General features: G+C 72.9%; 23 protein-coding genes. 3 read left to right on the forward strand and 20 right to left on the reverse strand.

The genetic code is table 11. The annotated features are described in order from the left end of the window. Nucleotides 1–101: 101 nt before the first annotated feature. Both rpsO and ACZCAH_RS12050 read right to left on the reverse strand, forming a co-directional pair. Nucleotides 102–371: a 30S ribosomal protein S15 gene (rpsO, locus tag ACZCAH_RS12045; protein ID WP_329744757.1), complete on the reverse strand. Its 270-nt coding sequence runs from the start codon at nt 369–371 to the stop codon at nt 102–104. A 144-nt stretch (nt 372–515) separates the two neighbouring features. Beyond that, entirely contained in the window at nt 516–1,532 is a 1,017-nt protein-coding gene (locus ACZCAH_RS12050) for a bifunctional riboflavin kinase/FAD synthetase (protein ID WP_464341302.1), read from the reverse strand. 249 nt (nt 1,533–1,781) lie between these two features. Between ACZCAH_RS12050 and ACZCAH_RS12055 the strand changes: the two genes are divergently transcribed. Further along, on the forward strand, nt 1,782–3,293 hold the full coding sequence (locus tag ACZCAH_RS12055; RefSeq protein ID WP_464341303.1) for a L,D-transpeptidase family protein: 1,512 nt from the start codon (nt 1,782–1,784) through the stop codon (nt 3,291–3,293). Nucleotides 3,294–3,653: 360 nt separating this feature from the next. Here ACZCAH_RS12055 and truB read toward each other — a convergent pair whose 3' ends face one another. From truB to ACZCAH_RS12090, 7 genes are all read right to left on the reverse strand, one after another. Beyond that, the gene (gene truB / locus ACZCAH_RS12060) at nt 3,654–4,613 is read right to left on the reverse strand and encodes a tRNA pseudouridine(55) synthase TruB (RefSeq protein WP_464341304.1); all 960 of its coding nucleotides are present in this window, start codon (nt 4,611–4,613) and stop codon (nt 3,654–3,656) included. Continuing rightward, nucleotides 4,610–5,131: a 30S ribosome-binding factor RbfA gene (gene rbfA / locus ACZCAH_RS12065; RefSeq protein ID WP_464341305.1), complete on the reverse strand. Its 522-nt coding sequence runs from the start codon at nt 5,129–5,131 to the stop codon at nt 4,610–4,612. Before rbfA ends, truB begins: the two co-directional genes overlap by 4 nt. Then, nucleotides 5,128–6,228, reverse strand: a complete 1,101-nt coding sequence (locus ACZCAH_RS12070; RefSeq protein ID WP_464341306.1) for a TRM11 family SAM-dependent methyltransferase — start codon at nt 6,226–6,228, stop codon at nt 5,128–5,130. The genes rbfA and ACZCAH_RS12070 overlap by 4 nt, the downstream gene beginning before the upstream one ends. A 61-nt stretch (nt 6,229–6,289) precedes the next feature. Further along, nucleotides 6,290–9,214 carry a translation initiation factor IF-2 gene (gene infB / locus ACZCAH_RS12075; protein ID WP_464341307.1) on the reverse strand — a complete coding sequence of 975 codons (2,925 nt, stop codon included), beginning with the start codon at nt 9,212–9,214 and terminating at the stop codon, nt 6,290–6,292. Between the two features lie 73 nt (nt 9,215–9,287). Further along, nucleotides 9,288–9,614, reverse strand: coding sequence for a YlxR family protein (locus ACZCAH_RS12080; RefSeq protein WP_329749636.1), 327 nt, complete (start codon nt 9,612–9,614; stop codon nt 9,288–9,290). A gap of 138 nt (nt 9,615–9,752) precedes the next feature. Continuing rightward, entirely contained in the window at nt 9,753–10,739 is a 987-nt protein-coding gene (nusA, locus tag ACZCAH_RS12085; RefSeq protein WP_464341308.1) for a transcription termination factor NusA, read from the reverse strand. Nucleotide 10,740: 1 nt separating this feature from the next. Further along, entirely contained in the window at nt 10,741–11,322 is a 582-nt protein-coding gene (locus tag ACZCAH_RS12090; RefSeq protein ID WP_329749638.1) for a ribosome maturation factor RimP, read from the reverse strand. A 125-nt stretch (nt 11,323–11,447) separates the two neighbouring features. On the opposite strand from ACZCAH_RS12090, the gene ACZCAH_RS12095 reads away from it, so the two are divergent. Further along, nucleotides 11,448–12,518 carry a DUF4439 domain-containing protein gene (locus ACZCAH_RS12095; RefSeq protein ID WP_464341309.1) on the forward strand — a complete coding sequence of 357 codons (1,071 nt, stop codon included), beginning with the start codon at nt 11,448–11,450 and terminating at the stop codon, nt 12,516–12,518. Nucleotides 12,519–12,558: 40 nt separating this feature from the next. On the opposite strand, the gene ACZCAH_RS12100 is transcribed toward ACZCAH_RS12095, so the two are convergent. Then, entirely contained in the window at nt 12,559–14,343 is a 1,785-nt protein-coding gene (locus ACZCAH_RS12100; protein WP_464341310.1) for a proline--tRNA ligase, read from the reverse strand. A 108-nt stretch (nt 14,344–14,451) separates the two neighbouring features. Between ACZCAH_RS12100 and ACZCAH_RS12105 the strand changes: the two genes are divergently transcribed. Further along, nucleotides 14,452–15,855: a glycoside hydrolase family 15 protein gene (locus ACZCAH_RS12105; protein WP_464341311.1), complete on the forward strand. Its 1,404-nt coding sequence runs from the start codon at nt 14,452–14,454 to the stop codon at nt 15,853–15,855. A gap of 9 nt (nt 15,856–15,864) precedes the next feature. Here ACZCAH_RS12105 and ACZCAH_RS12110 read toward each other — a convergent pair whose 3' ends face one another. The 10 genes from ACZCAH_RS12110 to pyrH all read right to left on the reverse strand — a co-directional run bounded on the left by ACZCAH_RS12110 (nt 15,865) and on the right by pyrH (nt 25,352). After that, nucleotides 15,865–16,719 carry a GNAT family N-acetyltransferase gene (locus ACZCAH_RS12110; RefSeq protein WP_464341312.1) on the reverse strand — a complete coding sequence of 285 codons (855 nt, stop codon included), beginning with the start codon at nt 16,717–16,719 and terminating at the stop codon, nt 15,865–15,867. 8 nt (nt 16,720–16,727) lie between these two features. Continuing rightward, the gene (gene ispG, locus ACZCAH_RS12115; RefSeq protein ID WP_329749646.1) at nt 16,728–17,885 is read right to left on the reverse strand and encodes a flavodoxin-dependent (E)-4-hydroxy-3-methylbut-2-enyl-diphosphate synthase; all 1,158 of its coding nucleotides are present in this window, start codon (nt 17,883–17,885) and stop codon (nt 16,728–16,730) included. A gap of 144 nt (nt 17,886–18,029) precedes the next feature. After that, nucleotides 18,030–19,370 (reverse strand): M50 family metallopeptidase, encoded by a 1,341-nt coding sequence (locus tag ACZCAH_RS12120; protein WP_464341313.1) that lies wholly within the window; start codon nt 19,368–19,370, stop codon nt 18,030–18,032. 2 nt (nt 19,371–19,372) lie between these two features. Then, a complete protein-coding gene (gene dxr / locus ACZCAH_RS12125; RefSeq protein WP_464341314.1) occupies nt 19,373–20,578 on the reverse strand; it encodes a 1-deoxy-D-xylulose-5-phosphate reductoisomerase in 1,206 nt (401 codons plus the stop codon). Continuing rightward, nucleotides 20,575–21,123 carry a DivIVA domain-containing protein gene (locus ACZCAH_RS12130; RefSeq protein ID WP_329744740.1) on the reverse strand — a complete coding sequence of 183 codons (549 nt, stop codon included), beginning with the start codon at nt 21,121–21,123 and terminating at the stop codon, nt 20,575–20,577. Before ACZCAH_RS12130 ends, dxr begins: the two co-directional genes overlap by 4 nt. Before the next feature lie 88 nt (nt 21,124–21,211). After that, a complete protein-coding gene (locus ACZCAH_RS12135) occupies nt 21,212–21,649 on the reverse strand; it encodes a DivIVA domain-containing protein (RefSeq protein WP_464341315.1) in 438 nt (145 codons plus the stop codon). A gap of 66 nt (nt 21,650–21,715) precedes the next feature. Continuing rightward, nucleotides 21,716–22,996 carry a dual-specificity RNA methyltransferase RlmN gene (gene rlmN / locus ACZCAH_RS12140; RefSeq protein WP_464341316.1) on the reverse strand — a complete coding sequence of 427 codons (1,281 nt, stop codon included), beginning with the start codon at nt 22,994–22,996 and terminating at the stop codon, nt 21,716–21,718. Beyond that, nucleotides 22,993–23,943 (reverse strand): phosphatidate cytidylyltransferase, encoded by a 951-nt coding sequence (locus ACZCAH_RS12145; RefSeq protein WP_464341317.1) that lies wholly within the window; start codon nt 23,941–23,943, stop codon nt 22,993–22,995. Before ACZCAH_RS12145 ends, rlmN begins: the two co-directional genes overlap by 4 nt. Nucleotides 23,944–23,953: 10 nt before the next feature. After that, entirely contained in the window at nt 23,954–24,475 is a 522-nt protein-coding gene (gene frr, locus ACZCAH_RS12150; RefSeq protein ID WP_329745080.1) for a ribosome recycling factor, read from the reverse strand. A 121-nt stretch (nt 24,476–24,596) separates the two neighbouring features. Beyond that, entirely contained in the window at nt 24,597–25,352 is a 756-nt protein-coding gene (gene pyrH, locus ACZCAH_RS12155) for a UMP kinase (RefSeq protein ID WP_329744736.1), read from the reverse strand. Between the last annotated feature and the right edge of the window lie 97 nt (nt 25,353–25,449).

A 25,449-nucleotide genomic window follows, 5' to 3' on the forward strand; every position in this document is an offset into this window, starting at 1 on the left:
CTGGACTGGATGAGGGAGGTGCGGGTCGTGCTGGGTCCGTCACCCGGAGGTGACGGGCACATGGAACCGCCGCCCGCCCAGGGGGCGAGCGGCGGGATGTGTCACCGGCGGATGCCGAGGCGCTGGATCAGCGCGCGGTAGCGCTCGATGTCGACGCCCTGCAGGTACTGCAGGAGGCGCTTGCGCTGACCGACCAGGAGCATCAGACCACGGCGCGTGTGGTGATCGTGCTTGTGGGTCTTGAGGTGCTCGGTCAGGTACTTGATGCGGTGGCTCAGGAGGGCGATCTGGACCTCAGGCGAACCGGTGTCGCCCTCGCTGGTCCCGTACTCCTTGATGATCTGCTGCTTCGTGGCGGTATCGAAGGCCATGGCTCTCCTGGGTGTCGTTGCGCGGCGCTCCGGGGCCGTGTGCCCCGAGCTCTATGGACGAGCCGTTCGCGCGTCCCGGCGCCGCATGGGCGAGGGAGGCGCGCAGGGGCTCTCCGCGGCCGAATTCACGGCCCGAGCAGAATATCAGTCGCCGTTCCCGGAGCGGGAGCGAGTGCGGTCGAGAGTGCGGCGGGTCACCTCGACGTCGAGGGCCATCTGCGCGATGAGGGCCTCGACGGAGTCGAACTTCAGCGTGGGCCGCTGGAAGTCCACGAACTCGAGGCGGACGGTGTCCCCGTAGAGGTCCAGGGTGTGGTCATCGTGCACGTAGGCCTCGACGGTGCGGCGCGGGGCGCCGTCGTCCGCGAAGGTGGGGTTCGTGCCGATCGAGATCGTCGCGGGCGCCCCCGCGAGCGGCGGCGTGCCCTGGTGGGCGGGGTCCTGGGCGATCACGGAGAGTCGGCCCGCATAGACCCCGTCGGCCGGGATCAGACCCTCGGGCGTCGGGCCCAGGTTGGCGGTCGGGAAGCCCAGCTCGCGCCCGCGCTGGAAGCCGTGGTGCACGGTGTCGGTCACCGTGTGGGCCCGCCCCAGGCCCACCGCCGCGGCCGCCACGTCCCCGCGGAGCAGCGCCTCGCGGAGCGTCGAGGACGAGATGCGACCGGTCCCGGCACCGTCCGGGCCGTGGTCGGCGACCGTGACGACCTCGAAGCCGTACCGCTCCCCCAGCTCGCGCATGGTGTCGATGGTGCCGGCGTTGGCTCGGCCGAAGAGGGCGTCCTCGCCGAGCACCACGCAGCGGGCGCCGAGCGCCTCCACCAGGAAGATCCGCACGAAGTCCTCGGGCGAGTGCTGGGCGAACTCGCGCGTGAACTCGAGGTCGAGCACCCCGTGCACGCCGGCGAGCAGCAGCAGCCGGTCGCGATCCTCGTGCCCGGTGAGCAGCGGCGGGTCGCCCGGGGTGCCCATCACGTGGCGCGGATGGGGCCAGAAGGTCACCGCGACGGGGGCGAGGGAGCGGGTCTCAGCATGATGCACGAGCTGGTCGATCACGGCCCGGTGCCCGCGGTGCACGCCGTCGTAGTTCCCGATCGAGACCGCGGTGGGGCCGAGGTCGGCGGGCACGTCCTGGACGCGGTGCCAGATCAGGGGGCGGCTCACGACGGGGGAGGTCCTTCCGGGACAGGTGCTCGACTGCCCGGCGGGCAGGGCGGTGCGGGAACGCCGCACGACACTGTAGCCCCGGTCGAGGCGTGACGAATCTGTGACGAAGCTCGGGGACCCGCTCCCCGGCCGCGCGGGGATACCACGATACGCTGAGGGGGTTAGGCGGTGCCGGGGAGGTACCCCTGTGCCCTTCCGCCCTCGCCGCGGAAGCTGCCACGACGGCCGCCGAGAACGGAACCGACCATGACGAACGTGACCGATACGGCCTCACTGGGAGGCCCCGCGCGACCTTCCGGCCGTCGCGGGAGCCGCCGCCTCGCGCTGATCATCGTGGCGATCCTCGCCGTGATCGCGGTGGTCCTCGCCGGCGGCGCCTTCGCGTACGCCAAGCAGTTCGAGGGCAAGGCCCTCCCCGGGACCACCGTGCTGGGACAGGACGTGGCCGGGGAGACCCCCGAGGAGATCGCCGCGCTGGTGACCGATCGCGCCGAGGGCGTGACCGTCACCGTCACCGCCGGCGAGGAGACCCACGAGGTCCCGCTCGCGGATCTCGGCGTGAGCGTCGACGCGGAGGGCACAGCCCGCGCCGCGGTCGAGCACGACGAGTCCTTCACCGGCGTGATCACCTCCAGCTGGTCCGGCGAGCGCGTCGTCGCGCCGCTCGTGACCGTGGACGAGGCCGCCGTGTCCTCGTTCGCCACGGGCCTCGTCCCCGCCGCGGAGACCGAGCCGGTCGACGCCCAGGTGGTCTTCGACGAGGAGTCCGAGGAGTGGAGCGCGGTGCCGGGCACCGACGGCCGCGGCATCGACCCGCAGCCCCTCCTGGACGCCGTGAACCAGCAGGCCGCCTCGCTCGAGAGCTTCTCCGTCGAGCAGCCGATCGAGCAGATCGCCCCGGCGATCACCACCGAGGAGGCCGAGGGCACCCTCGCAGAGATCACCGCTCTCCTCGAACAGCCCATGTCGATCCAGGGCCCCGAGGGCAAGACGCACGAGATCTCCTCCGAGCGCCGCAGCTCCTGGCTGTCGGTCGGGCCCGACGAGACCGGCCAGGCGCTGGCCGTGACCGTTGACGAGGACGCCGTGCGCGAGTGGGTCGCCGAGCGCGCCGAGAAGGACTCCGTCGAGGTCAAGGACGGCATCGAGCAGGTCGACGCGGAGGGCACCACCGTCAAGGTCGTCTCCGAGAAGCAGGACGGCCTCGAGGTCACCAACACCGAGGCCGTGTCCGACCAGGTCATCGCCGCCCTGACCGGCACCACCCCGCTCGAGGCGGCGTTCGAGACCCAGACCGTCGAGGCCAAGGTGGAGAAGGTCGACGCCCCCACCGAGGAGGAGACCGACACCACCGATCCCGCGAACGCCCCGACCGGCGAGAAGTGGATCGACGTGGACCTCTCCGCGAAGACCGTCACCGCCTACGTCGGCTCGACCCCGGTGTGGGGCCCGCGCTCGATGGTCGACGGCAAGGAGGGCTACGAGACGGTGACCGGCTCGTACGAGATCTACCTGCGCTACGACAAGCAGGACATGACCAACGCCTCCCGGTACCCGGTGGGACACGAGAAGTACTACTACACGGAGGACGTCCCGTGGGTGCAGTACTTCCACAACGGCTACGCCTTCCACGGCGCGCCCTGGCGCTCGTCCTTCGGCTACTCCGGTTCGCACGGCTGCATCAACATGCCGCCGCACGAGGCCAAGTGGCTGTACGACTGGGCGAGCATCGGCACCCGGGTCGAGGTGCACTACTGAGCAGCGCCGGGGAAGGCACCGTGGACCGCTGCTGATGCCGCTCCCCCGCAGCCTGACGACGGGCCCCGTCCGGACGAGTTCCGGGCGGGGCCCGTCGTCGTCTGCGATCGAGGGGCGGCCGGCGGGCGGCATGCCGGGGACGAGGGGCCCGTCCTCGCCGCCGAGTGCTGCATCTGGACCGTCATCCGCCCCCGAAAACGGTCCAGATGAAGCGGTCGCCGCGCCGAGCACTCAGGTGACGGTCCAGATGCAGCAGTCGCCGCGCGGAGCACTCAGGTAGCGGTCCAGATGCAGCAGTCGCCGCGCGGCCAGTGATGGTGGGGTGTCGCGATCGGCTCGGGCCGCGCGATCGCCGCGGCGTCAGCTGCGGGCGTCGACGGGCACGACGAGGACGGGCTTCCAGCGCGTCCCGTCGGGCCGGACCACCGCGCACAGCTCTCCCGCCGGCCCGACGGCCGCGACCATAGCGTCGATGTCGGCGTCAGCGGCACCGGCACCGGCACCCGCACCGGCAGACGAGAGTTCCTGTCCAGCCACCCCCCGCGGGACGGGACGGCCGTCGGCGAGCTCGCGCGCCCCGTCGGCGTCGACCTCGACGACCGGGAGGACGCGGGCGGCGGTCGCCCCCAGGCCGGCGAGCGGCAGGTCGACATCGTCGCCCTCGCCGCGCGCGGGCACGTGCACCCCCTCCTCGACCGTGAAGGGGCCGACGGCCGTGCGACGCAGCGCGGTGAGATGGCCGCCGACGCCGAGCGCGGCACCGAGGTCCCGGGCCAGGGCTCGCACGTAGGTCCCCGAGGTGCAGGTGACGATCGCGTCGAGGTCGAGGAACGGTCCCTCCTCGCGTCGAGTGGTGATCTCGAAGCGGGAGATCGTCACGGGACGGGCTGCCAGCTCGACGTCCTCCCCCGCCCGGGCGCGGGCGTAGGCGCGCTTGCCGTCGACCTTGATCGCGCTGACGGTGGAGGGCACCTGCTGGATCTCTCCGCGCAGATCCGCGAGCGCAGCCTCGAGGCGGTCCGCACCGATTCCGGTCGCCTCGCGGGCCTCGCCGAGCGCCTCGCCCTCGCGGTCGTCGGTCGCCGTCGAGAGGCCGAGGCGGATCGTCGCGATATAGGTCTTGTCCAGGCCCACCAGGTGGGTCAGCAGCCGCGTCCCTTGGCCGATGCCGAGCACCAGCAGACCGGTCGCCATCGGGTCGAGGGTGCCGGCGTGGCCCACCTTCTTCGTGCCCAGCAGCCAGCGGACCCGGGCGACCACGTCATGGCTGGTGCGGTCCGGCGCCTTGTCGACCAGCAGGATGCCGTGGGGCGCGCTCACCGGTGCTCCGGGCCCCGCTCGTCCTCGCGCGCCTCGTCCTCGGAGTCGTCCTCGGCCTCCGCCTCGTCGGCGTCGTCCAGGTCCTCGTCCTCTAGCTCCTCGCGGGGCACGCGGTACGGGTCGGCGTCGCCGGCGTAGCTGGCGCCCTCCTTCGCGGCCGCGAGCTCGGCGTCGCGGCCCCGGGCCTCGCTGAGCAGGTCCTCGATCACGCGGGCGTTCTCGGGGATCGCGTCGGCGATGAACTCGAGGGTCGGGGTGAGCCGCACACCGGTCTGGCGGCCCACCTCGCGGCGGAGCATGCCGGTGGCGCTCGCGAGCGCGGCGGCGGTACCCTCCCGCTCCTCGTCGGTGCCGAAGACGGTGTAGAAGAGGGTCGCGTGCTGCAGGTCGCCGGAGACGCGCACGTCGGTGATGGTCACGAAGCCGAGCCGCGGGTCCTTGACCCGGGTGTCGAGCATGGTGGCCACGATGACCTTGATGCGGTCGGCGAGCCGGAGGGCGCGAGGGTTGTCGCTCATGTGGGGTTCTCCTCCTGGAGGGCGTCGAGTGCGGCGAGCTGCTCGAGGCGGGGGTGGTTCGAGGGCACCGCGAGCAGGACGTCGCGGTCGATGGACTGGTCCACGCGGTGCCGGAAGGCTCCGTCGCGGGTGAGGACGGCCAGGCCGGCCGCGGCGAGGGCCTCGCGGGCGGCGTCGTGATCGAGGGTATGCCGGTTCACCGCGAGGGCGATCCCGCCTCCGTCACGCAGCAGCGACCTCCAGGTCCCGGCGGCGCGGCGCAGCACCTCGAGCGGGGAGCGCTGCACGCCCCCGCCGCCGTGCGCGCCATGCTGCACGCCGTACGGGAGGTCGGCGACGATCGCGTCGACCGAGCGGTCGGCGAGCACCTCGCCGAGCCGCTCGGTGTCGCAGCCGAGCACGGTCACCTGCTGGGCGAGCCCTGCCCGCTGGGCTGCTTTGTCGGGGGCGAGCTCGGCGAGCGTGCGGGTGCCGAGCTGCTCTCCCCGCACGGTGAGGGAGGTGCTCGAGATCCGGTGCTTGTACCTGTGGGTGCGCAGCCAGGTGGTCAGGAAGGTCCGGTAGGCCTCGACGTCCTTGCGGTCGATGTCCGCGCCGATCGGGCTGAGGCCGAGTCGGAGGGCCCGGTTCAGGGTGGTGCCCCGGCCACACATCGGGTCGAGCAGCGACAGCGTGCCGTCGAGCAGCCCGGAGCGCCGGGTGGAGAGGGACGCGGCGAGGTTCACGAGCAGCGCGGTGAACTGCTCGTTGGTCTTGCCGGGGTACTTGAGGATGGTCTCGAGATCCTCGGGGTGGCGCAGCGGCGAGGAGGCCTCGAGGGGGCGCAGCAACCCCTCCCCCGCGATCTCGAACAGGCCGTAGGTCGTCGAGAGCAGCCCGAGCAGGGTGTCGAGCCGGTCCTCGTCGACAGTCTGCTCCGCCCGGACCCGGACTTCGAGGGCGTGCATCCCGCCGACGGTCCGCTCGCGCACGACGACGCCGGGCCCCAGGTGCGCACCGAGGACCCAGCGGGCCTCGGCCAGCACCAGCGGCCCGGCGGCGGCGGTGTAGATGCGGTTCGCCGAGGGGGCGCGCAGTGCCAGCACCGCACGGGTCATCTCGGGTCACCTCCCGATCGTGGGGCCGGGCGCCGCGGTGACGGCGCCCGGACCCTCCGGATCAGCTGCGGGGCTTCTCCTGCATCTCGTACGTCGTGATGACGTCCTCGAGCTGCAGGTCGTTGTAGGAGCCCAGGTTGATGCCGCACTCGAAGCCCTCGCGGACCTCGGTGACATCGTCCTTGAAGCGGCGCAGACCGGCGATCTCCACGTTCTCGGAGACCACCACGCCGTTGCGGGTGATGCGCGCCTTGGCGCCGCGCTTGATCAGGCCGCTGCGCACGATCGAACCGGCGATGTTGCCGAACTTCGAGGAGCGGAAGATCTCGCGGATCTCCGCCGAGCCCAGCTCGACCTCCTCGTACTCCGGCTTGAGCATGCCCTTGAGGGCCTGCTCGACCTCGTCGATGGCGTTGTAGATCACCGAGTAGTACTTGATCTCGACGCCCTCGCGGTCGGCGTACTCCGCGTTCTGGCCCTCGGCGCGCACGTTGTAGCCGATGATGACGGCATCCGAGGCGACGGCCAGGTTGATGTTGTTCATCGTGATGGCGCCGACGCCGCGGTCGATGATCCGCAGCTGGACCTCGTCCCCGACCTCGATGCCCAGCAGCGACTCCTCGAGGGCCTCGACGGCACCGGCCGCATCACCCTTGAGGATGAGGTTGAGGGTCTCGATCTTGCCCTCGGCCATGTGCTTGTTGATGTCCTCGAGGCTGATGCGCTTGCGGGCCTTGGACAGGGCCGCGGCGCGCTTGGCCGCCTCGCGCTTCTCGGCGATCTGACGGGCGGTGCGCTCGTCAGGGGCGACCAGGAAGCTGTCGCCCGCGCCGGGGACGGAGGTCAGGCCGAGCACCTGCACGGGGCGGGACGGGCCCGCCTCGGTGATGTTCGCGCCGTTCTCGTCGAGCATCGCGCGGACACGGCCGTGGCCGGTGCCGCAGACGATCGCGTCGCCGACCCGCAGGGTGCCCTGCTGGACCAGCACGGTCGCAACCGGGCCGCGGCCGCGGTCCAGGTTCGCCTCGATCGACACGCCGCGCGCGTCCTTGTCGGGGTTCGCGCTGAGCTCGAGGGCGGCGTCCGCGGTGAGCAGGACCGCCTCGAGCAGCGAGTCGATGTGCAGGTTCTCCCGCGCGGAGACGTCGACGAACATGGTCTCGCCGCCGTACTCCTCGGCCACCAGGTTGTACTCGGTGAGCTGCTGGCGGATCTTCTGCGGGTTCGCGTCCGGCTTGTCGATCTTGTTGACCGCGACCACGATCGGCACGTTCGCCGCCTGGGCGTGGTTGAGCGCCTCGATGGTCTGGGGCATCACGCCGTCATCCGCGGCGACCACGAGGATCGCGATGTCGGTGACGTCCGCACCACGGGCACGCATGGCGGTGAACGCCTCGTGACCCGGGGTGTCGATGAAGGTGAGCTGACGCTCAGCGCCCTCGTGCTCGACGGAGACCTGGTACGCACCGATGTGCTGGGTGATGCCGCCGGCCTCGCCCGCGCCGACCTTCGCGCTGCGGATGGTGTCCAGCAGGCGGGTCTTGCCGTGGTCGACGTGACCCATGACGGTGACGACCGGGGGACGCGGCAGACGGTCCTCCTCGTCCTCCTCGGCCAGCTCGGCGTCGAGGTCGATGTCGAACTGCTCGAGCAGCTCGCGCTCCTCGTCCTCCGGCGAGACGATCTCGATCTTGTAGCCGAGCTCCTCGCCCAGCAGATCGAAGGTGTCCTCGTCGAGGGACTGGGTGGCGGTGGCCATCTCGCCCATCGCGAAGAGCACCGTGATCAGCGACGCGGGGTTGACGTCGATGCGATCGGCGAAGTCGGACAGCGAGGCGCCGCGGCGCAGGCGCACGACCTGGCCGTTGCCGCGCGGCAGCGAGACGCCACCGGGCGCGGGAGCCTGCTGCTGCTCGAATTCCTGGCGCTTCGCGCGCTTCGACTTGCGCGAGCGGGCGGGCTTGCCGCCGCGCCCGAAGGCGCCCTGGGTGCTGCCGCGACCGCCACGGCCGCCACGAGGACCGCCGCCGCCGGCGCCACCGCCGGCACCGGGACCGCCCGGACGGGCGCCGCCGGGCGCGCCGGGACGACCGCCGCGACCGCGACCGCCCTCACCGGGCTTGCCGGCCTCCTGCAGACCGCCGTGGGCGTGCTTGTTCATCACGCCCGGGGTGGGCATGCCGGGGCGCGGAGCGCCACCGGGACGCGGGGCACCACCCGGACGGGGAGCACCACCGGGACGGGGTGCGCCGCCGCCCTGACCGTCGCGCTGCGCGGGACGCGGGCCGCCCGGACGGGGCATGCCCTGCGAGGACGCGAAGGGGTTGTTGCCGGGACGGGGACCGCCCGGACGCGGGCCGCCCTCGCGGGCGGGACGACCGCCCTGCTGGCCGCCGCCCTGGCCGGGCTTGCGGCCCGGTCGGGGCATGCCCTGCGAGGAGGCGAAGGGGTTGTTGCCGGGGCGCGCCGCACCGGGGCGGGGAGCGGGACGCTCACCACCGGGCTTGGGCGCCGACGGACGCTCGGCCGCGGACTCCGCCGCGGGCGCGGGGCGCTCGCTCGGCGCGGGGGCCGACGGGGTGCGCTCGGCGGGCTTCTGCGGGCCGGGCTTCTGCGCGGCGGGGGCCGGACTCTCCGCGGGGGCCGACGGAGCGGGAGCCGACGCAGCCGGGGCCGCGGGGGTTTCCGCGGTGGGGGCCGGGGAGGCACCGGGCTTCGGCGCGCCACCGGGCTTGGGGGCGGCGCCGGGCTTCGGCGCACCACCGGTGCGGGGGGCGGAGGGGCCGTGGGATCCCTCGGAGTTCTGGGGGGCGCTCTTGGCGCTGTTCTTGGGGGGCAGCTCGTCGCGGAGGCGACGGGCTACGGGAGCCTCGATGGTCGACGAGGCGGAGCGGACGAACTCGCCCATGTCCTGCAGCTTCTGCAGAACGACCTTGCTCGGGTGTCCGAGCTCCTTGGCGAGCTCGTGGACGCGGACCTTAGCCACATTTCTCCTGTCTCGGTCCGGCCGACAAGAGGGCTCGGACCATTACTTCCTGAGGGTGCTCATTTGCGAGTACTCATCGGATGTCCATGGGTTCTTCTACCTGTTCCACTCGGGTGGGGTCGGAGGCCTCGAGGTCCCGGGCGACCAGCCCGGTGTCGACCGCGCCGCGGAAGGACCGGGCGAAGCCGCCTCGCCGCAGGGCGAGGTCGAGACATGATGCCTCGGGATGGAGCCACGATCCGCGGCCGGGCGCGGACCCTGTGGGATCCACGCGCACTCGCGGAGCGGCACCGTCGGGAGCGGGCTCCCGGACCAGACGCACCAGCTGCTCGCGCGGAGCCACCTGACGGCAGCCGACGCACGTGCGCTCGGGACGATGTGCTGCGGTGCGTGCGGTCACGCCTCACACCTCCGTCCCGATCGCGTCCGCCCGGTCGCGGTGCGGGACGGACCCGCGCCTCTCCTGGGCGAACAGCCTCCCCAGTGTAGCGGACCGCGACTCCGCCGCCCTCACCGGCGAGGCGTGGGACACATCGGCTCAGGCGCCGGTGTCCTCAGCAGGGGCGGCATCGGGGCGGATGTCGATCTTCCAGCCCGTCAGCTTCGCGGCGAGGCGGGCGTTCTGCCCGTCCTTGCCGATCGCGAGGGAGAACTGCGACTCGGGGACGATCGCGCGCACGGCCCGGCCCACCTCGTCGATCACGGTGACCGAGGTGACCTTCGCCGGAGAGAGGGCGTTGCGGACGTAGGTCGCGGGGTCCTCGTCGAAGTCGACGATGTCGATCTTCTCGCCGGCGAGCTCGTTCATCACCGCGCGGACGCGGGCGCCCATCGGGCCGATGCAGGCGCCCTTGGCGTTGAGGCCGGGCTGGACGGCGCGCACCGCCATCTTGGTGCGGTGCCCCGCCTCGCGGGCCATGCCGGCGATCTCCACGGAGCCGTCGGCGACCTCGGGCACCTCGAGAGCGAACAGCCGTCGCACCAGGTTGGGATGCGAGCGGGAGAGGATGATCTGCGGACCCTTGGGGCCGCGGCGGACCTCGGTGACATAGGCGCGCAGGCGACGCCCGTGGGAGTAGTCCTCGCCGGGGACGCGCTCGTGCGGGGGGAGCACCGCCTCGACCTCGCCGAGGTCCACCATCACCAGGCGCGGATCGCGACCCTGCTGGATGATGCCGGAGACGATGTCGTCCTCGCGGTCCGCGTACTCGCCGAGCACCGCCTCGTCCTCCAGGTCGCGGATGCGCTGGAAGATCACCTGGCGAGCGGTCGAGGCGGCGACGCGGCCGAAGTTCTCCGGGGTGTCGTCCCACTCCTCGAGGACGGTGCCGTCCTCGGCGAGCTCGCGCGCGATCACGGCGACCTCGCCGGTGCGCTCGTCGATGACGACCTCGGAGTCGCGGACGGGGTGATCGGTGTGCAGGTAGGCGGCGTGCAGGGCCGAGCGGATCGCGTCCAGCAGCACGGGCAGACGGATGTCCCGCTCGCGCTCGAGCGCGCGCAGCGCTCCCATGTCGATGTCCATCTCAGCTCTCCTTCTCGGCGGGGTCTTCGGCGTCGGCCAACAGCTGCTCGAGGTCCGCGGGCGGGTCGAACTCGACCTCGACGCGGGCGGCGAGCACCTCCGACAGGGGCAGGCGCAGATGCTCGGGAGTGCCGGCGGGCAGCTTCCGAGGCCGGCCCTTCTCGTCGCGGCCGGGCTCCTGACGCAGACGCAGCCCGTCGTCGGCGCCGACCGCGAGCAGGCGGGCGCGCAGCTCCGTGCCGTCCTGGGTGGTCAGCGCGAGGAGCCGACCTCGCGAGCGGCGGAAGTGACGGGGCAGGGTCAGCGCCCGGTCCACCCCGGGGGTCGTCACCTCGAGGACGGCGGGGTCGGGGCCGAGCAGCGCGTCGTCGGCGTCGATCAGGTCGTTGAGGGCGCGGGAGGCCTCGGCGACGGCGTCGAGGTCGGCGCTGCCCAGCTGGTCCTCGGGCAGATCCACCACGAGGCGGATCTCCGGCAGGGTGCGGGGGCCCCGGACCTCGATCTCCTCGAGGACCAGTCCGTGGTCCGCCAGGACCCGCTCGGCCGTCTCTCGCAGAGCGGAGTGCGCATCCGGTGCGCTCATCATCCGCTCACCTCCTCCTGCAGCTGCTGGTGCCTCCGGGCGAGGGGTCGCCGCGGGCGGTTCCAGGATAGTGTCCCGCGCGGTCCGACCGCCTCCTGGGAGGGGCACGATGCGAGAATCGTCCCGTGCCCGCACCGCTCCCCCGTCGACCGTCCGCCCGCCCCGTGCCCCGCAGGGCGCTGCTGCTCGGCGGCGCCGCCCTGCTGCTCGCCGGGTGCGGGCCGGTCCTGGTGGGCTCCCCGGAGGAGTACACGCCGCCGCCGGGGATCGACGACCTCTACCGGGAGGACCTGCTGACGCTCTTGGACCGTGCCATGGCGGGGACCGCGGCGGTCCTCGCCGCCGCCGGGGGCGCGCCCGCGGAGGATCCGGAGCTCTCCGCCGCTCTCGGCGTCCTCGAGTCGGCGCTGCCCCAGCAGCGGCTCGCGCTGCTCACCGGGGCGGAGGCCGAGAAGGAGCAGGAGGCGCAGTCGGATCCCGATCCGGAGGCGACCACCACCCCGGCACCGACCGACGTGCCGCAGGACCTGCCCGCCCTCGTCACTCTGCTGGGCGCGCTGCGGGATCTGGCCGTGCAGGCCTCGGTGCAGATCTCCGGATCGCTCGCCCGTCCGGTCGCCGCGCTCGCGGCCCACACCGAATGGATCGCGACCCGGCTCGACGGCGCCGCCGGGACGTCCTCGCTGACCGCCGTGCCCGTGGCCGCGGACCTCGTCGCCACCCGGGAGGTGCCCGCGAGCGATCCGCCGTCGATCGGCGCGGAGTCCGACTACCGCTCGAGCCTGCAGCGGGCCCAGCAGGAGGAGTGGTACGCCGGCTATGCGCACGAGGTGCTGGCCGCCCGTGCGAAGGGCACCGCCCGGGAGCAGCATCAGGCCCTCTCCCAGCGCCACCGCGACCGGGCCGCCGCCCTCGCCGCGATCGCCGAGGAGGACGGCGCGCCGGTCGTGGCCCGGCAGGCCGTCTACGCGCTGCCCGCGGAGATCTCCGACGAGCAGCTCGAGGGGGTCCTCCCCGGTCTGCTCGCCCGGGGACTGCTCGGCGACCATCTGGCGCTCGTGGGGGCCGCTCCCTTCGCCAGGCGCGCGCTCTCCGTCGTCGCCGCTCTCGAGGAGGCGCAGTCGCTGGCCGCGATCGTGAGCACGCTCGCCCCGCTGCCGAGCCTCGAGACGGAGGACCTGCCGCCCGCGGACTGAGCCGCACCCGCAGGACCCCGATCTGCGGGCGGCGCCGAGCTCAGGCCCCGCGGACGGCCGCGAGGACCTGGTCGACGGCCTCGCCGACGGGGACGACCTGCTGCTCGCCGCTCGCACGGTCGCGGACCTCGACCACACCGTCGGCCAGACCGCGGCCGATCACCACGGCGGTGGGGACGCCGAGCAGCTCGGCGTCCTTGAACTTCACGCCCGGGGAGACCTTGGGCCGGTCGTCGTAGAGCACCTCGAGCCCGCGGGCCTCGAGCTCGGCGGCGATCCGCTCGGCCTCCTCGAAGACAGCCGCGTCCTTGCCGGTGGCGAGGACGTGCACGTCCGCCGGGGCGACCTGGCGCGGCCAGGCGAGGCCCTTCTCATCGTGGTTCAGCTCGGCGATCGCGGCGACCGCGCGGGTCACGCCGATCCCGTACGAGCCCATCGTGACGACGACGGCCTTCCCGTTCTCGTCGAGCACCTTGAGGTCGAGGGCCTCCGCATACTTGCGGCCCAGCTGGAAGATGTGCCCCATCTCCATGCCGCGGGTGAGGCGCATCGGACCGGAGCCGTCGGGTGCCGGATCGCCGTCGCGCACCTCGGCGGCCTCGATCGTGCCGTCGGCCGTGAAGTCGCGGCCGTAGACGAGGTCGTACACGTGCTTGCCGGCCTCCCCGGCGCCCGCGACCCACGACGAGCCGGGAACCACGCGCGGGTCCACGAGATAGCGGATCCCGGACTCCGACTCGGAGCCCAGACCGGCCGGCCCGATGTAGCCCTTGGTGAGCACCGGGTGCTGGGCGAAGTCCGCCTCGGTGAACGGGGCGGCGACCGCGGGGGCGAGGGCGGCCTCGAGCCGCTTCTCGTCGACCTCCCGGTCGCCGGGCAGCGCGATGACCAGTGGCTCGGTGGAGCCGTCCGGGTTGGTGAGCAGGTAGACGAGGTGCTTGAGCATCTCGTAGCGGGTCCATGTGCCGTCCTCCGTGACGGGACCCTGCCCGGGGAACGCCTCGTTGGAGAAGTCGGTGAGCGCGGCGATGGTGCTCGCACCCGGGGTCTCCTCGACGTGCATCGCGGGCAGCGCGGCGATGGCGGCCGGATCGAGCGCCGCGGGCGGAAGCGTCGTGACCGCCTCGACGTTCGCCGCGTAGCCGCCGTCGGAGACCACGAAGGTGTCCTCGCCGACGGCCGTGGGGTGGAGGAACTCCTCGGAGCGGGAGCCGCCCATGGCACCGGCGTCGGCCTGGCAGATCACCACCGGCAGACCGAGCCGCTCGAAGGTGCTCTGGTAGGCGCCTCGCTGGTTCTCGTAGGACGCGTCGAGCCCGGCGTCGTCGACGTCGAAGGAGTAGGCGTCCTTCATGATGAACTCGCGGGTGCGCAGCAGGCCCGCGCGGGGCCGCGCCTCGTCGCGGAACTTGGTCTGGATCTGGTAGAGCATCGCCGGCAGGTCCTTGTACGAGGAGTACAGGTCCTTCACCGTGAGGGTGAAGATCTCCTCGTGGGTGGGGGCGAGGAGGTAGTCGTCGCGCCGACGGTCCTGGAGCCGGAACAAGGTCGGGCCGTACTCCTCCCAGCGGCCGGTCGCCTCGTAGGACTCGCGCGGCTGCAGCGCGGAGAACAGCATCTCCTGCGCGCCGATGCGGTCCTGCTCCTCGCGGACGATCTGCTCGACCTTCCGCAGCACCTTCAGTCCCAGCGGCAACCAGGTGTACACGCCGGCGGCGCTGCGGCGGATGTATCCCGCGCGCACCAGCAGCCGGTGGCTCGCGACCTCGGCGTCGGCCGGGTCCTCCCGCAGGGTGCGGACGAACGACGACGACAGACGGATCATGGGCAGCGGCCTTTCACGACAAGGGATGCGCGCCGGAGCCGGCGATGGCGAGCGCGCCCCCATCGTACTGGCCGCTCCGGATGCTCGGGCCCCACGTACGCTGAGGCGATGCAGGGCGCCGACCGGGATCCGGGAGCGGGAGGGGACACCTCCCGCCGACGTGTGTTGCACGCGGCGGGCGCCCTCGCCGCCCTCTCCGCGCTCGGGGGCGGCGGATACGCGCTCGGGAGCGCGTTCGGCCTCCGCCACGATCCCCGCACCGTGCTGCCGCTGTCCTCGGCGACGGTCGCGCTCGCCGCCGACGGCACCAGGGTCCCGGTGGGCGGGCAGGCCGGTGCCGCGGCGCTCCACCCGGGGACCCGGCTGCTCGCGGACGTCCCCGCCGGCTCCGCTCCGGCGCGGCGCGCGGAGGAGTTCCTGGCCGGGGCCGCCGCCTGGCGCGACCGGATCACGGGCGCCTCCGATCCGACGGGGTCGACGGACCTCTCCGCGCCGTCCCGATCGGCCCCGAAGATCTCGGCCCCCGAGCTCGCCGACTCCGCGCTGTGGGACCTGTGGATCCTCTCGGACGGGCTGGCCGCTCCCGTGGCGGGCTGGACGTCCAAGTGGCGGTACATCTGGCCGCGGGACACCGCCTTCTCCGCCGTCGCCCTGGCCCGTGTCGGCCATCTCGACCGGGCCCTCGACGCCCTCGAGCACCTGCAGCGGATCCAGCCGGCCACCGGATGGTACGAGGCGCGCTACGTGCCCGGCACCGATCGGGCGCCCGATGACCGACCGCCCCAGTTCGACGGCACCGGGCTGGTGCTGTGGGCGGTATCCGAGGTGGTCGGGGCCGCCGGGGGGCGACGCGGCGAAGTGCTGGACCGGCTCGCGCGGCTCGTGACCACCTCCGCCGCCCTGCTGCTCGAGGAGACCGCGGACGGGCGGCGGCCCCCGCCCGTGAGCCCCGACTACTGGGAGGTGCGCGAGCGCCGGGTGACCGCGGGCATCATGGCCGCGACCCTCGCCGGGCTGCGCGCCGCGGCGACGCTCACCCAGGAGGACCGGGTCGTCCACGGCGCCGAGGCCTTCGCGGCGCTGACCCGCGAGGACGTGGCGGTGCGCGGGGTCCGTCGCTACCGGCGCGGCGGCGGCGCGGACTCCGGGGCGGCCTTCCTCGACGCGACCGGGCACCACGACCTGCTGCAGAGCACGGACCTGCTGGGCCTGCGCGGCGCGCTCGCCCGACCGGCCGGCGGCATCGCCCCGGGGGCGTCCTGGAAGCAGGACGGGATCAGCTGGACCCCCTCGACCAGCCTGCTGGCCCTCGCGCTCGCCCGGCGCGGGGAGCACGAGGCCGCCGGCGAGATCCTGGACTGGCTCGCCGCGCATCGCACCGAGGCCGGCTCGCTCCCGGAGAAGGTGCTCTTCGACGGCCGGCCCGCCGCCCTCGCCCCGCTCGCATGGACCGCCGCGAACGTGCTGCTGGCCTGCGACGCCCAGGCAGGGACGGGATCCGACGCCGCCTGAGCCGGCAGCTCAGAACAGCAACGTGGTCAGCTCGCCGATCTGCCGGAAGCCCGCGGCCGCATAGGCCCGCCGCGCCGGCTCGTTGAAGTCGTTGACGTAGAGCGAGACCTGGGAGGCGTGGTCCCGGCGGACCTGGCGAACGAGATCGGTCATCGCGGTGCGCGCCAGTCCGCGGCCGCGGTGCTCGGGTCGCACCCACACGCCGTGGATCTGCGCGACGGGTCCGAAGAGCGCGCCGACGTCGGCCTTGAAGAGCACCAGCCCGTCCTGCATGACCACGTAGGTGCGGCCCTGTCGGATCAGCTCGGTGACCCGCGCCCGGTAGGAGCGCCCGCCGTCGCCGGAGAGCGGATCGATGCCCACCTCCTCGCGGAACATCGCGACCGCAGCGGGGAACACCGCCCCCTCCTCCCCCGGCAGGGCCGGGCGCAGCCGTCCCGCACCCGGCAGCGCCGGGAGCTCCGCCGCGTCGGCCGCGAGCAGCAGCGGCTGGCTCCAGCGGTGCTGCCGTACCTCGCCGCCCCAGGCCGGGGCGAGCTCGTGCCACAGGGCCTCGACCGCCCGGCGCTCCCCCACCACGCTGCTCGCCCGCCGGGCACGACCCGCCATGTGGCGGCCGAGCTCGGCGAGCGCCGCGGCGTCCCCGCCGAGCGGGGAGAGGTTCACGCCGTGCCACAGCAGGGCGCTCGGGGCGGCGTCCTCGCCGATCACCGAGAACTCGTGGGCGATCGACGCGCTGCGGCTGAGCTCCCGCAGGCGCGCGCCGCCGAGCGCGTTCACCGCGGGGGCGCGGAGGGCGAGGGCGAGCGCCGCCTCGGCGCCGCCGGGGCGGAGCGGACGGACGCGTGCCCCGCGCCGGAACATCCGGTCTCTCAGCTCACGGAGACGGACGGGGCACCGGACTCGCTGTCCTCGCCCATCTCAGCGGCGATGCGGTTGGCCTCGGCGAGCAGGGTCTCGACGATCTCGGCCTCGGGGACGGTCTTGATGACCTCGCCCTTGACGAAGATCTGGCCCTTCCCGTTGCCGGAGGCGACGCCGAGATCGGCCTCGCGCGCCTCGCCCGGGCCGTTGACGACGCAGCCCATGACGGCCACGCGCAGCGGCACCTCGAGGTGCTTGAGCCCCTCGGTGACCTTCTCCGCGAGGGTGTAGACGTCCACCTGGGCGCGACCGCAGGACGGGCACGAGACGATGTCGAGCTTGCGCGGCTTGAGGTTCAGGGACTGCAGGATCTGGTTGCCGACCTTGACCTCCTCCACGGGCGGGGCGGAGAGGGACACACGGATGGTGTCGCCGATGCCCTCGCCGAGCAGGATGCCGAAGGCGACGGAAGACTTGATCGTGCCCTGGAAGGCCGGGCCCGCCTCGGTGACCCCGAGGTGCAGCGGCCAGTCGCCCTCCGCGGAGAGCTGACGGTAGGCCTCGACCATGATGATCGGGTCGTTGTGCTTCACCGAGATGCCGAAGTCGTGGAAGTCGTGCTCCTCGAAGAGGGACGCCTCCCACTTCGCCGAGGCGACGAGGGCCTCAGGGGTCACCCGGTCGCCCTTCATCATGCGCGGGTCGATGCTGCCCGCGTTCACCCCGATGCGCAGGGCGGTGCCGTGGTCCTTCGCGGCCTTCGCGATGTCCTTGATCTGGTCGTCGAAGCGACGGATGTTGCCGGGGTTCACGCGCACCCCCGCGCAGCCCGCCTCGATCGCGGCGAAGACGTACTTGGGCTGGAAGTGGATGTCGGCGATGACCGGGATCGGGGACTTCGCGGCGATCGCGACGAGGGCGTCGGCGTCCTCCTGGCGGGGGCAGGCGACGCGCACGATGTCGCAGCCGGCGGCGGTCAGCTCCGCGATCTGCTGCAGGGTCGCGTTGATGTCGTGGGTGGGCGTGGTGGTCATCGACTGCACCGTGATCGGTGCGTCGCCGCCCACGTAGAGGTCGCCCAGCTTCACCTTGCGGGTCTTCCGCCGGGGGGCGAGTACCGGGGGCGGGGTCTTGACGGAGGGGATGCCGAGGCTCACGGAAGTCACCGACCCATTATCGCCCCGCGCCCGCGGACATGGGGGCGAGGTGTGACACCTCCACGGCACCTCCCGATTCCGGGCACCGGCGGGACGCGCTCGGAAGCAGGGCGCTGCGGGGCGCGCCGGCCGGGCGCGGCAGCGGGGCGGGCGTCAGAACAGGGTGATGGGTTTGACGATGTCCGCGTACAGCAGCAGGACGGTCATGAGCAGGAACACGATCGCGACCGCGTTGGTCAGCGGCAGCATCCGGGACATGTCCACGGGGCCGGGATCGGGGCGGCCGCGCAGCCGGGCGATCAGCCGGCGGACCCCCTCGATCAGCGCGCCGAGCACGTGCCCGCCGTCGAGCGGCAGCAGCGGGACGAGGTTGAACACGAACAGCGCCATGTTGAGCGAGGCGAGCATCGAGACCAGGGTCGCGGTCTTCTCCTTCAGCTCGAAGCCGGGCTCGTCGGCCGCGGCGACCTCGCCCGCGAGGCGCGAGACCCCGACCACGCCGAGGGGGCCCTCGGGGTCTCGCTCGGCGCTGCCGAAGGCGGCCTGGGCCACCTCGTACAGCCGTACGGGCAGGGTGAGGATCAGCCGGCCGGTCTGGGTGAAGGCGCTCCAGGCCATGGCCGGCACCTCGGTGGGCGACTGCGGCACGAGGTCGGGCGTCCCGGAGACGCCGAGGAAGCCGACCTCCTCGGTGAGCAGCGTGCCGTCCGCGGCGTACACCACCGACCCCTCCTCGTCGAGCACCGGGCGGGCGTCGACGATGGGGGTGGCCTGCAGGGTGAGGGTCTGCCCGTCGCGCTCGACGACGACCTCGACGGTGCGGTCCCCCGCCCCGCGGATGGCCTCGGTGACGTCGGCCCAGGTGTCGATCTGGTGCCCGTCTATCACCTGCAGCGTGTCCCCGGGCTGGATCCCGGCGGCGAGGGCCGGCGCCTCGGGTCGCCCCTCGCAGGAGACATCGGCCGGGGCGTCGGCGGGGACCACGCACTCGGAGACGGTCTGCACCGTCGGGGTGACGGCCGGCAGACCGATCCCGCTGACCAGCACCAGCATCAGCACGAGCGAGATGAGCAGGTTCATGGTGGGCCCGCCGAGCATGACCACGAGCTTCTTCGGCACGGACAGCGCGACGAAGGTGCGGTGGGCGTCCTCGGGTCCGTACAGGGAGGACTCGTACTCCTTCGCCTCCCGGGACATGCTGGACAGCTGCTGGACGAGGCCGGTGGAATCCTCCCGGACCGTCCCCTCGGGATCGCCGCGGTGCGGCGGGAACATGCCGATCATGCGGATGTAACCGCCGAGCGGGAAGGCCTTGAGGCCGTACTCGGTCTCGCCCCGGGTGCGGGAGAGGATCGTCGGCCCGAAGCCGATCATGTACTGGGTCACCCGAACGCCGAAAAGTTTCGCGGGCACCAGGTGGCCCACCTCGTGCAAGGCGATGGAGAGCGCGAGACCGAGCGCGATGATCAGCACCCCGAGGGCGAACAGCAGCATGGTCAGCCCTCCCGGGACCGGATGATCGCGTGGGCTGCGGTGCGGGCCCACGCCTCGGCCTCGAGCAGGGCGGGCACGCCGCCGGCGAGGGTCGCCCGCGGCCGACGGGGATCCTCGAGGACCGCGGCCAGCAGCTCGGTGATGCCGAGGAAGGACAGGCGGCCCGCGAGGAAGGCGTCGACCGCCTCCTCGTTCGCGGCGTTGAGCACGGCCATCGCCCCCTCCCCGGCGCGGTGCGCCGCGCGGGCGAGCCGGATCGCGCCGAAGGTGTCCTCGTCGACGGGCTCGAAGGTCCACGACTGCGCCGTGGTGAAGTCGAGGGGACGGGCGAGGCCGGGGAGCTTCTCGGGATGGGCGAGGGCCCAGCCGATCGCGTGGCGCATATCCGGGGGGCTGGCCTGGGCGATGGTCGAGCCGTCCACGAGGGTCGCCATGGAGTGGACGATCGACTGCGGGTGGACCACCACGCGCACCCGGTCCTCCGGCAGGTCGAAGAGGAAGCAGGCCTCGATCACCTCGAGCGCCTTGTTGACCAGGGTCGCCGAATTGGTGGTGATGACGGGGCCCATCGCCCAGGTCGGGTGCGCGAGGGCCTGCTCGGGGGTGACGTCGGCGAGCTCGGCGCGGGTGCGGCCGCGGAAGGGGCCGCCGGAGGCGGTGACCACGAGGTGGTCGACCTGGTCCGGTCGCACCCCGGCGAGGGCCTGGGCGATCGCGGTGTGCTCGGAGTCGACCGGGAGGATCTGTCCGGGGGCGGCGGCGCCGGTGACGAGCGCACCGCCGACGACGAGGGACTCCTTGTTCGCGAGCGCGAGACGGGCACCGGAGGCGAGGGCCGCGAGGGTGGGCTTCAGCCCGACGGATCCGGTGATCGCGTTCAGCACCGCGTCACCGGGGCCCAGGGAGCCGGCGAGGCGCTCGACCTCGGCGGCGCCGACTGAGATCGCCGGCGCGGGGATGGCCGCGGCGGCGCAGGCTTCGGTGACGGCGCGCTCGACGTCCTCGGCGCGCTCGGGATCGGCGATCACGAGCTGCTCGGGGCGGTGAGCGAGGACCTGCTCGGCGACGAGCGCGGGACGGGACCCGCCCGCGGCGAGCCCGCGCACCCGGGCGAGACCCGGGTAGCGGGTGAGGACCTCGAGGGTCTGGGTCCCGATGGACCCCGTGGATCCCAGCAGGACGAGGCGGCGGCCCCCCGCGTCGGTCACGGGACGGAGGCCATCACGTCCGCGACGTGGTCGAGGTAGACGTCGACCACGGCCTCACGGTACCCCTCGGGGCCGCGGCGCCGGCGGAAGGCCGCGCGGCGGACGTCGTCCACGCTCATCGGCAGCCCATCGGTGAAGTAGGCGACGAGCTGATCGCACAGGGCGTCGACGTCGGCCTTGTCGTAGGCGGGCTCGCCCTGGGCTGCCGGGGAGAAGCGGTCGCCGGCGGGACGCTCGAGACGTTCGCGCAGCACCTCGGCGCGACGGGTCAGCTGCGCGACCCACGCCTCCTCGCCCTGCTCGGCGATGGCATCATCGCGGGCCTGCAGCGCGAAGGCGTCGGAGAGGCGGTCGAGCGCCTCGTCGACCACGCGCATGTCGTAGCCGCCGCGCTCGGTGCCGAAGCTCGCAGAGGTGATGTCGGCCCCGCCGAAGGAGGCGTCGCGCCCCTCGTAGGCGGTGCGGGCGCGCGCCAGGAACTCGTCGACCTCGCGCATGTCGTAGCCGACGCTGAGACGCGAGACGCGCTCGAACGAATTGCTCACCAGTGGATCCTTCCTCGGTGCTGTCGGTGCCCCACTGTAGCGGCGGGCACCGGATGGGTCTGGGAGGCGTGCGGGGATGCGGGGCGGCTCAGCGGTCGAGGCCCAGGAGGCGGTCGAGGAGGCCGGGCCGCCTCCCCGACGCGTCCCCGCCGAGCAGCCGCCCGGTCGCCGGATCGCGCTCCTGCGCGGGCGGAGTCGTGCGCGGCACGACGCGCCGGTCCGCGCTGGCGCTGACGGGGCCGCGGCCGGGGTCGCCTCCCGGCAGCGGCTCCGGCTCCTCGCCCCGCTCGAGCGCGGCGAAGCGCGGCGTGAGCTCCTCGTCGAGGAACACGTCCACCTGGTTCATGTCGTAGCCCTGGCGGAAGCGCGTGGTCGTGAACCGGTGGTGGACGACCGAGAGGGCGGTGACGGAGCCGTCGCGGGTCGCGAGGGCGCGCTCGCAGAGGTCGAGGAACTCGTCGACCTCGTGCTGGTCGTACCCCTCGCCGAAGCGGGTGGTCTCGAAGCGGACGTCCAGGGCGATCATCTCCTCGGGTGGGTGGCGCCGGGGGCTCCCGGACGTCGCGGCTCGGCGGTTCGGCGGCTCAGCGGCTCAGTCGTCCGCGGTCGGGGCGGCGGCCGCGGCGACCGCCTCGACCCGAGCCACGCGCGCCTCGCGGTCGGCACGGTGGGCGTCGGACTCGATGACCTCCGCGGCGAGCTGCCCGCAGGCGCCGTCGATGTCGCTGCCGCGCGTGTCGCGGATGGTCGCGGAGATCCCGTTGTCGCGCAGGATCTCGACGAAGCGCTTCTCGTCCCGCGGGTCCGAGGCGGTCCACTTCGAGCCCTTCACCGGGTTCAGCGGGATCGGGTTCACGTGCACCCAGTGGGCGCCGCCCTTGGAGATCAGCCGGTCCGCGAGCAGCTGGGCACGATGCGCCTGGTCGTTGATGTCGCGGATCAGGGCGTACTCGATGCTCACCCGTCGGCCCGTGGCCTCGAAGTACTCCCAGGCCGCGTCGAGGATCTCGTCCACGTCGAAGCGGGTGTTGATGGGGACCAGCTCGTCGCGCAGCGCATCGTCGGGGGCGTGGAGGGAGACGGCGAGGGTCACCGGGATCTCCTCCTTGATCAGCTTGCGCACGGCCGGGGCCAGGCCCACGGTCGAGACGGTGATGTGGCGGGCGCCCATCCCGAAGCCTTCGGGCGCCGGGGCGTTCAACCGCTTGCAGGTCGTCGCGACGGGACGGTAGTTGGCCAGCGGCTCCCCCATCCCCATGAAGACGATGTTCGAGACCCGGCCGGCGCCGCCGGGCAGTTCGCCGCGGGAGAGCATGCGGTTCGCGATCCGCACCTGCTCGAGGATCTCGGCGGTCGAGAGGTTGCGGGTCAGCCCCATCTGGCCCGTCGCGCAGAAGGGGCAGTTCATGCCGCAGCCGGCCTCGGAGGAGATGCACAGCGTGACGCGGTCGCTGTAGCGCATCAGCACGGACTCGACCATCGAGCCGTCGTAGAGCTTCCAGAGGAACTTCTGGGTCGCGCCGTGATCGGCGGACTGGCGCGAGACGACCGTGAGCAGCTCGGGGAAGAAGCGGTCCACGAGCTCCTGCCGACGATCCTTGGGGAGGTCGGTGAGGTCCTCCGGATCCGTGGTGAAGTGCTCGAAGTAGTGGGTCGAGAGCTGCTTGGCACGGAAGCCGGGCAGCCCCATCTCCTCGACGGCGTCGATGCGCTCGGCCAGCGTGAGGTCCGCGAGGTGGGCGGGGGCCTTGCCGCGGCGGGTGGGGCGCAGCTGCAGCTGGCCCGGGGCCAGCGCGACCTTCTGGCCGGGCACCGCCTCCCGCGAGAGGTCGGGCAGGTCGGCGGGCGGATCGGACACGGGGCGGGTGCTCATGGCAGCAGGACCTCCAGCAGGATGTAGGTGGTGGGAGCGGCCAGCAGGATGGAGTCCACCCGGTCCAGCACACCGCCGTGGCCGGGCAGCAGATGCCCCATGTCCTTGATGCCGAGGTCGCGCTTGAGCAGCGACTCGGCGAGGTCACCGGCGGTGGAGACGACGACGAGCACCGCTCCGAGGGCGATCGCGACCCACAGCGGCAGGTCGAGCACGAGGTGGCCGAGGGCCGCGACGCCGGTCGTCCCCAGCAGCAGGGAGCCGGCGAAGCCTTCCCAGCTCTTCTTGGGGCTGATCGACGGGGCCATCGGGTGGGAGCCGAAGAGGACGCCGGTGATGTAGCCGCCCACGTCGTTGCCGACCGGGCCGAGGACGGCGAGCAGCACCAGCAGCGCCCCGTCCTCCCGGCCGTGGAGCAGCAGTGTGAAACTGCCCAGGAAGGCGATCCAGACGAGGCAGAAGACTCCCCCGGCCACGTCCCGCAGGGCGCTGAGGCCCATCGACTCGGTGACCCGCCAGAGGATCAGCACGCAGACCGCGACGGCGGTCGAGACCAGCAGTCCCTCCTGGTCGAAGACGACCGTGGAGACGGTCATCCCGACCACGCCCACCAGCAGCGGCACGGCCGGCACCCGCAGGCCCCCGTGCCCCAGCGCGCGGGTCAGCTCGAGGACCGCGAGCACCATGATCACGCCCACCAGAACCGGGAAGGCCGGCGGGAGCAGGAACAGGGCACCGAGCAGCACGCCCGCCAGAGCCAGTCCCACGGCGATCGCGGCCGGGAGGTTGCGGCCCGGTCCGCGGCGCTTCGCGTGGACCGGCTCCGTGGTCACCGGCCCGGTCTCCGCCGGCGCGTCGGCCGACGGGCTCGCGTCGACCACGCCGACGGCCGCCTCGACCGGGGTCGGGGCGGCCGGGCGCGGCGCGGGTGCCGGGTCGGTGCTCACGGGAGAGGGCTCAGATGGTCTCGAGCTCGGTCTCCTTGGCGCCGAGCGCCTCGTCGACCTGCTCGATGTACTTCTTGGTGAGCGCCTCGAGCTCCTTCTCGGCCCGGGTGCCCTCGTCCTCGCCGATCTCCTTGTCCTTGACCAGCTTCTCGATCGCCTTCTTGGCGTTGCCGCGGGAGCCGCGCACGGAGACGCGGCCGTCCTCGGCCTTGTTCTTGGCGAGCTTGACGTACTCCTTGCGGCGCTCCTCGGTGAGGGCGGGGAGGACGACGCGCAGCGTGTCACCGTTGTTCGTGGGGTTCACGCCCAGGTCCGACTCGCGCAGGGCCGTCTCGACCGCCGCCATCGCGGACTTATCGTAGGGGGTGACGATGATGGTGCGCGCCTCGGGGAACTGCAGCGAAGCGAGCTGGTTCAGCGGGGTCGCCGCCCCGTAGTACTCGACCATGATGCCCTGGAACATCGCGGCGTTCGCCCGACCGGTGCGGATCGCGCTGAACTCCTCCTTGGTGGCCTCGACGGCCTTGGACATCTTGCCCTCGGCGTCCTTCAGGATGGTGGCGGTGTCGCTCACGGGATGCTCCTCGGTGTTCTTCTGGATGGTGCGTGCGTCCATTGTCCCGCACGGGTGGGCCGCGGGACGGAGGACCGGGTCAGTCGGCGGTGACGACGGTGCCGATGCGGTCGCCGCGCATGGCGCGGGTGATGTTGCCCGGGGCATCCAGGCCGAAGACCATCATCTGCTGGGCGTTGTCCATGCAGAGGCTGAAGGCGGTCGAGTCCACGACCTTGAGGCCCTGCTGCAGCGCCTCGTTGTAGGTGACGTGCTCGAGCTTCTTCGCCTCGGGGTTCTTGCGGGGATCGGAGTCGTAGACGCCGTCGACGCCGTTCTTCGCCATCAGCACCTCCTCGCAGCCGATCTCCAGCGCACGCTGCACGGCGACGGTGTCGGTGGAGAAGTAGGGCATGCCGGCTCCGGCGCCGAAGATGACCACCCGGCCCTTCTCGAGGTGGCGGACGGCCCGCAGCGGGATGTACGGCTCGGCGACCTGGCCCATCTCGATGGCGGTCTGCACGCGGGTGGTGACGCCGCGCTGCTCGAGGAAGTCCTGCAGGGCGAGGCAGTTCATGACCGTGCCGAGCATGCCCATGTAGTCGGCGCGGCGGCGGTCCATGCCGCGCTGGGAGAGTTCGGCGCCGCGGAAGAAGTTGCCGCCGCCGACGACGATCGCGCATTCAATCCCCTGGGCCACCCCCTCGGCGATCTCGCCCGCGATGCGGGAGACGACATCGGGGTCGACGCCGACGGCGCCTCCGCCGAAGGCCTCGCCGGAGAGCTTGAGGAGGACGCGGCGTCCGTCCTGCTTCCGGGGGAGAACGGGTATCGGTGACGTGATCGTCTGGGTCATGTCGATCCTTCCGCGCGGGGTCCTCGGCGATGATACCGGCGCGGGGGGGGGGGGGGGGGGGGGGGGGGGGGGGGGGGGGGGGGGGGGGGGGGGGGGG

It is taken from the genome of Brachybacterium sp. B718/18 (genome assembly GCF_055454375.1).

What these genes read in the sequence shown, in the direction of transcription:
- frr (WP_329745080.1), bottom strand. Translation starts at nt 24,475, where the DNA reads ATGTCCAAGGCCGTCGAGGCCACCAAGGAGGAGTTCAGCGCGATCCGC.
- ACZCAH_RS12055 (WP_464341303.1), top strand. Translation starts at nt 1,782, where the DNA reads ATGACGAACGTGACCGATACGGCCTCACTGGGAGGCCCCGCGCGACCT.
- pyrH (WP_329744736.1), bottom strand. Translation starts at nt 25,352, where the DNA reads ATGACCCAGACGATCACGTCACCGATACCCGTTCTCCCCCGGAAGCAG.
- rpsO (WP_329744757.1), bottom strand. Translation starts at nt 371, where the DNA reads ATGGCCTTCGATACCGCCACGAAGCAGCAGATCATCAAGGAGTACGGG.
- ACZCAH_RS12120 (WP_464341313.1), bottom strand. Translation starts at nt 19,370, where the DNA reads ATGCTGCTGTTCGCCCTCGGGGTGCTGATCATCGCGCTCGGTCTCGCG.
- ACZCAH_RS12070 (WP_464341306.1), bottom strand. Translation starts at nt 6,228, where the DNA reads ATGACCCGTGCGGTGCTGGCACTGCGCGCCCCCTCGGCGAACCGCATC.
- rlmN (WP_464341316.1), bottom strand. Translation starts at nt 22,996, where the DNA reads ATGAGCACCCGCCCCGTGTCCGATCCGCCCGCCGACCTGCCCGACCTC.
- ACZCAH_RS12105 (WP_464341311.1), top strand. Translation starts at nt 14,452, where the DNA reads ATGCAGGGCGCCGACCGGGATCCGGGAGCGGGAGGGGACACCTCCCGC.
- ACZCAH_RS12135 (WP_464341315.1), bottom strand. Translation starts at nt 21,649, where the DNA reads ATGATCGCCCTGGACGTCCGCTTCGAGACCACCCGCTTCGGCGAGGGG.
- rbfA (WP_464341305.1), bottom strand. Translation starts at nt 5,131, where the DNA reads ATGAGCGACAACCCTCGCGCCCTCCGGCTCGCCGACCGCATCAAGGTC.
- nusA (WP_464341308.1), bottom strand. Translation starts at nt 10,739, where the DNA reads ATGGACATCGACATGGGAGCGCTGCGCGCGCTCGAGCGCGAGCGGGAC.
- ACZCAH_RS12100 (WP_464341310.1), bottom strand. Translation starts at nt 14,343, where the DNA reads ATGATCCGTCTGTCGTCGTCGTTCGTCCGCACCCTGCGGGAGGACCCG.
- ACZCAH_RS12090 (WP_329749638.1), bottom strand. Translation starts at nt 11,322, where the DNA reads ATGAGCGCACCGGATGCGCACTCCGCTCTGCGAGAGACGGCCGAGCGG.
- ACZCAH_RS12110 (WP_464341312.1), bottom strand. Translation starts at nt 16,719, where the DNA reads ATGTTCCGGCGCGGGGCACGCGTCCGTCCGCTCCGCCCCGGCGGCGCC.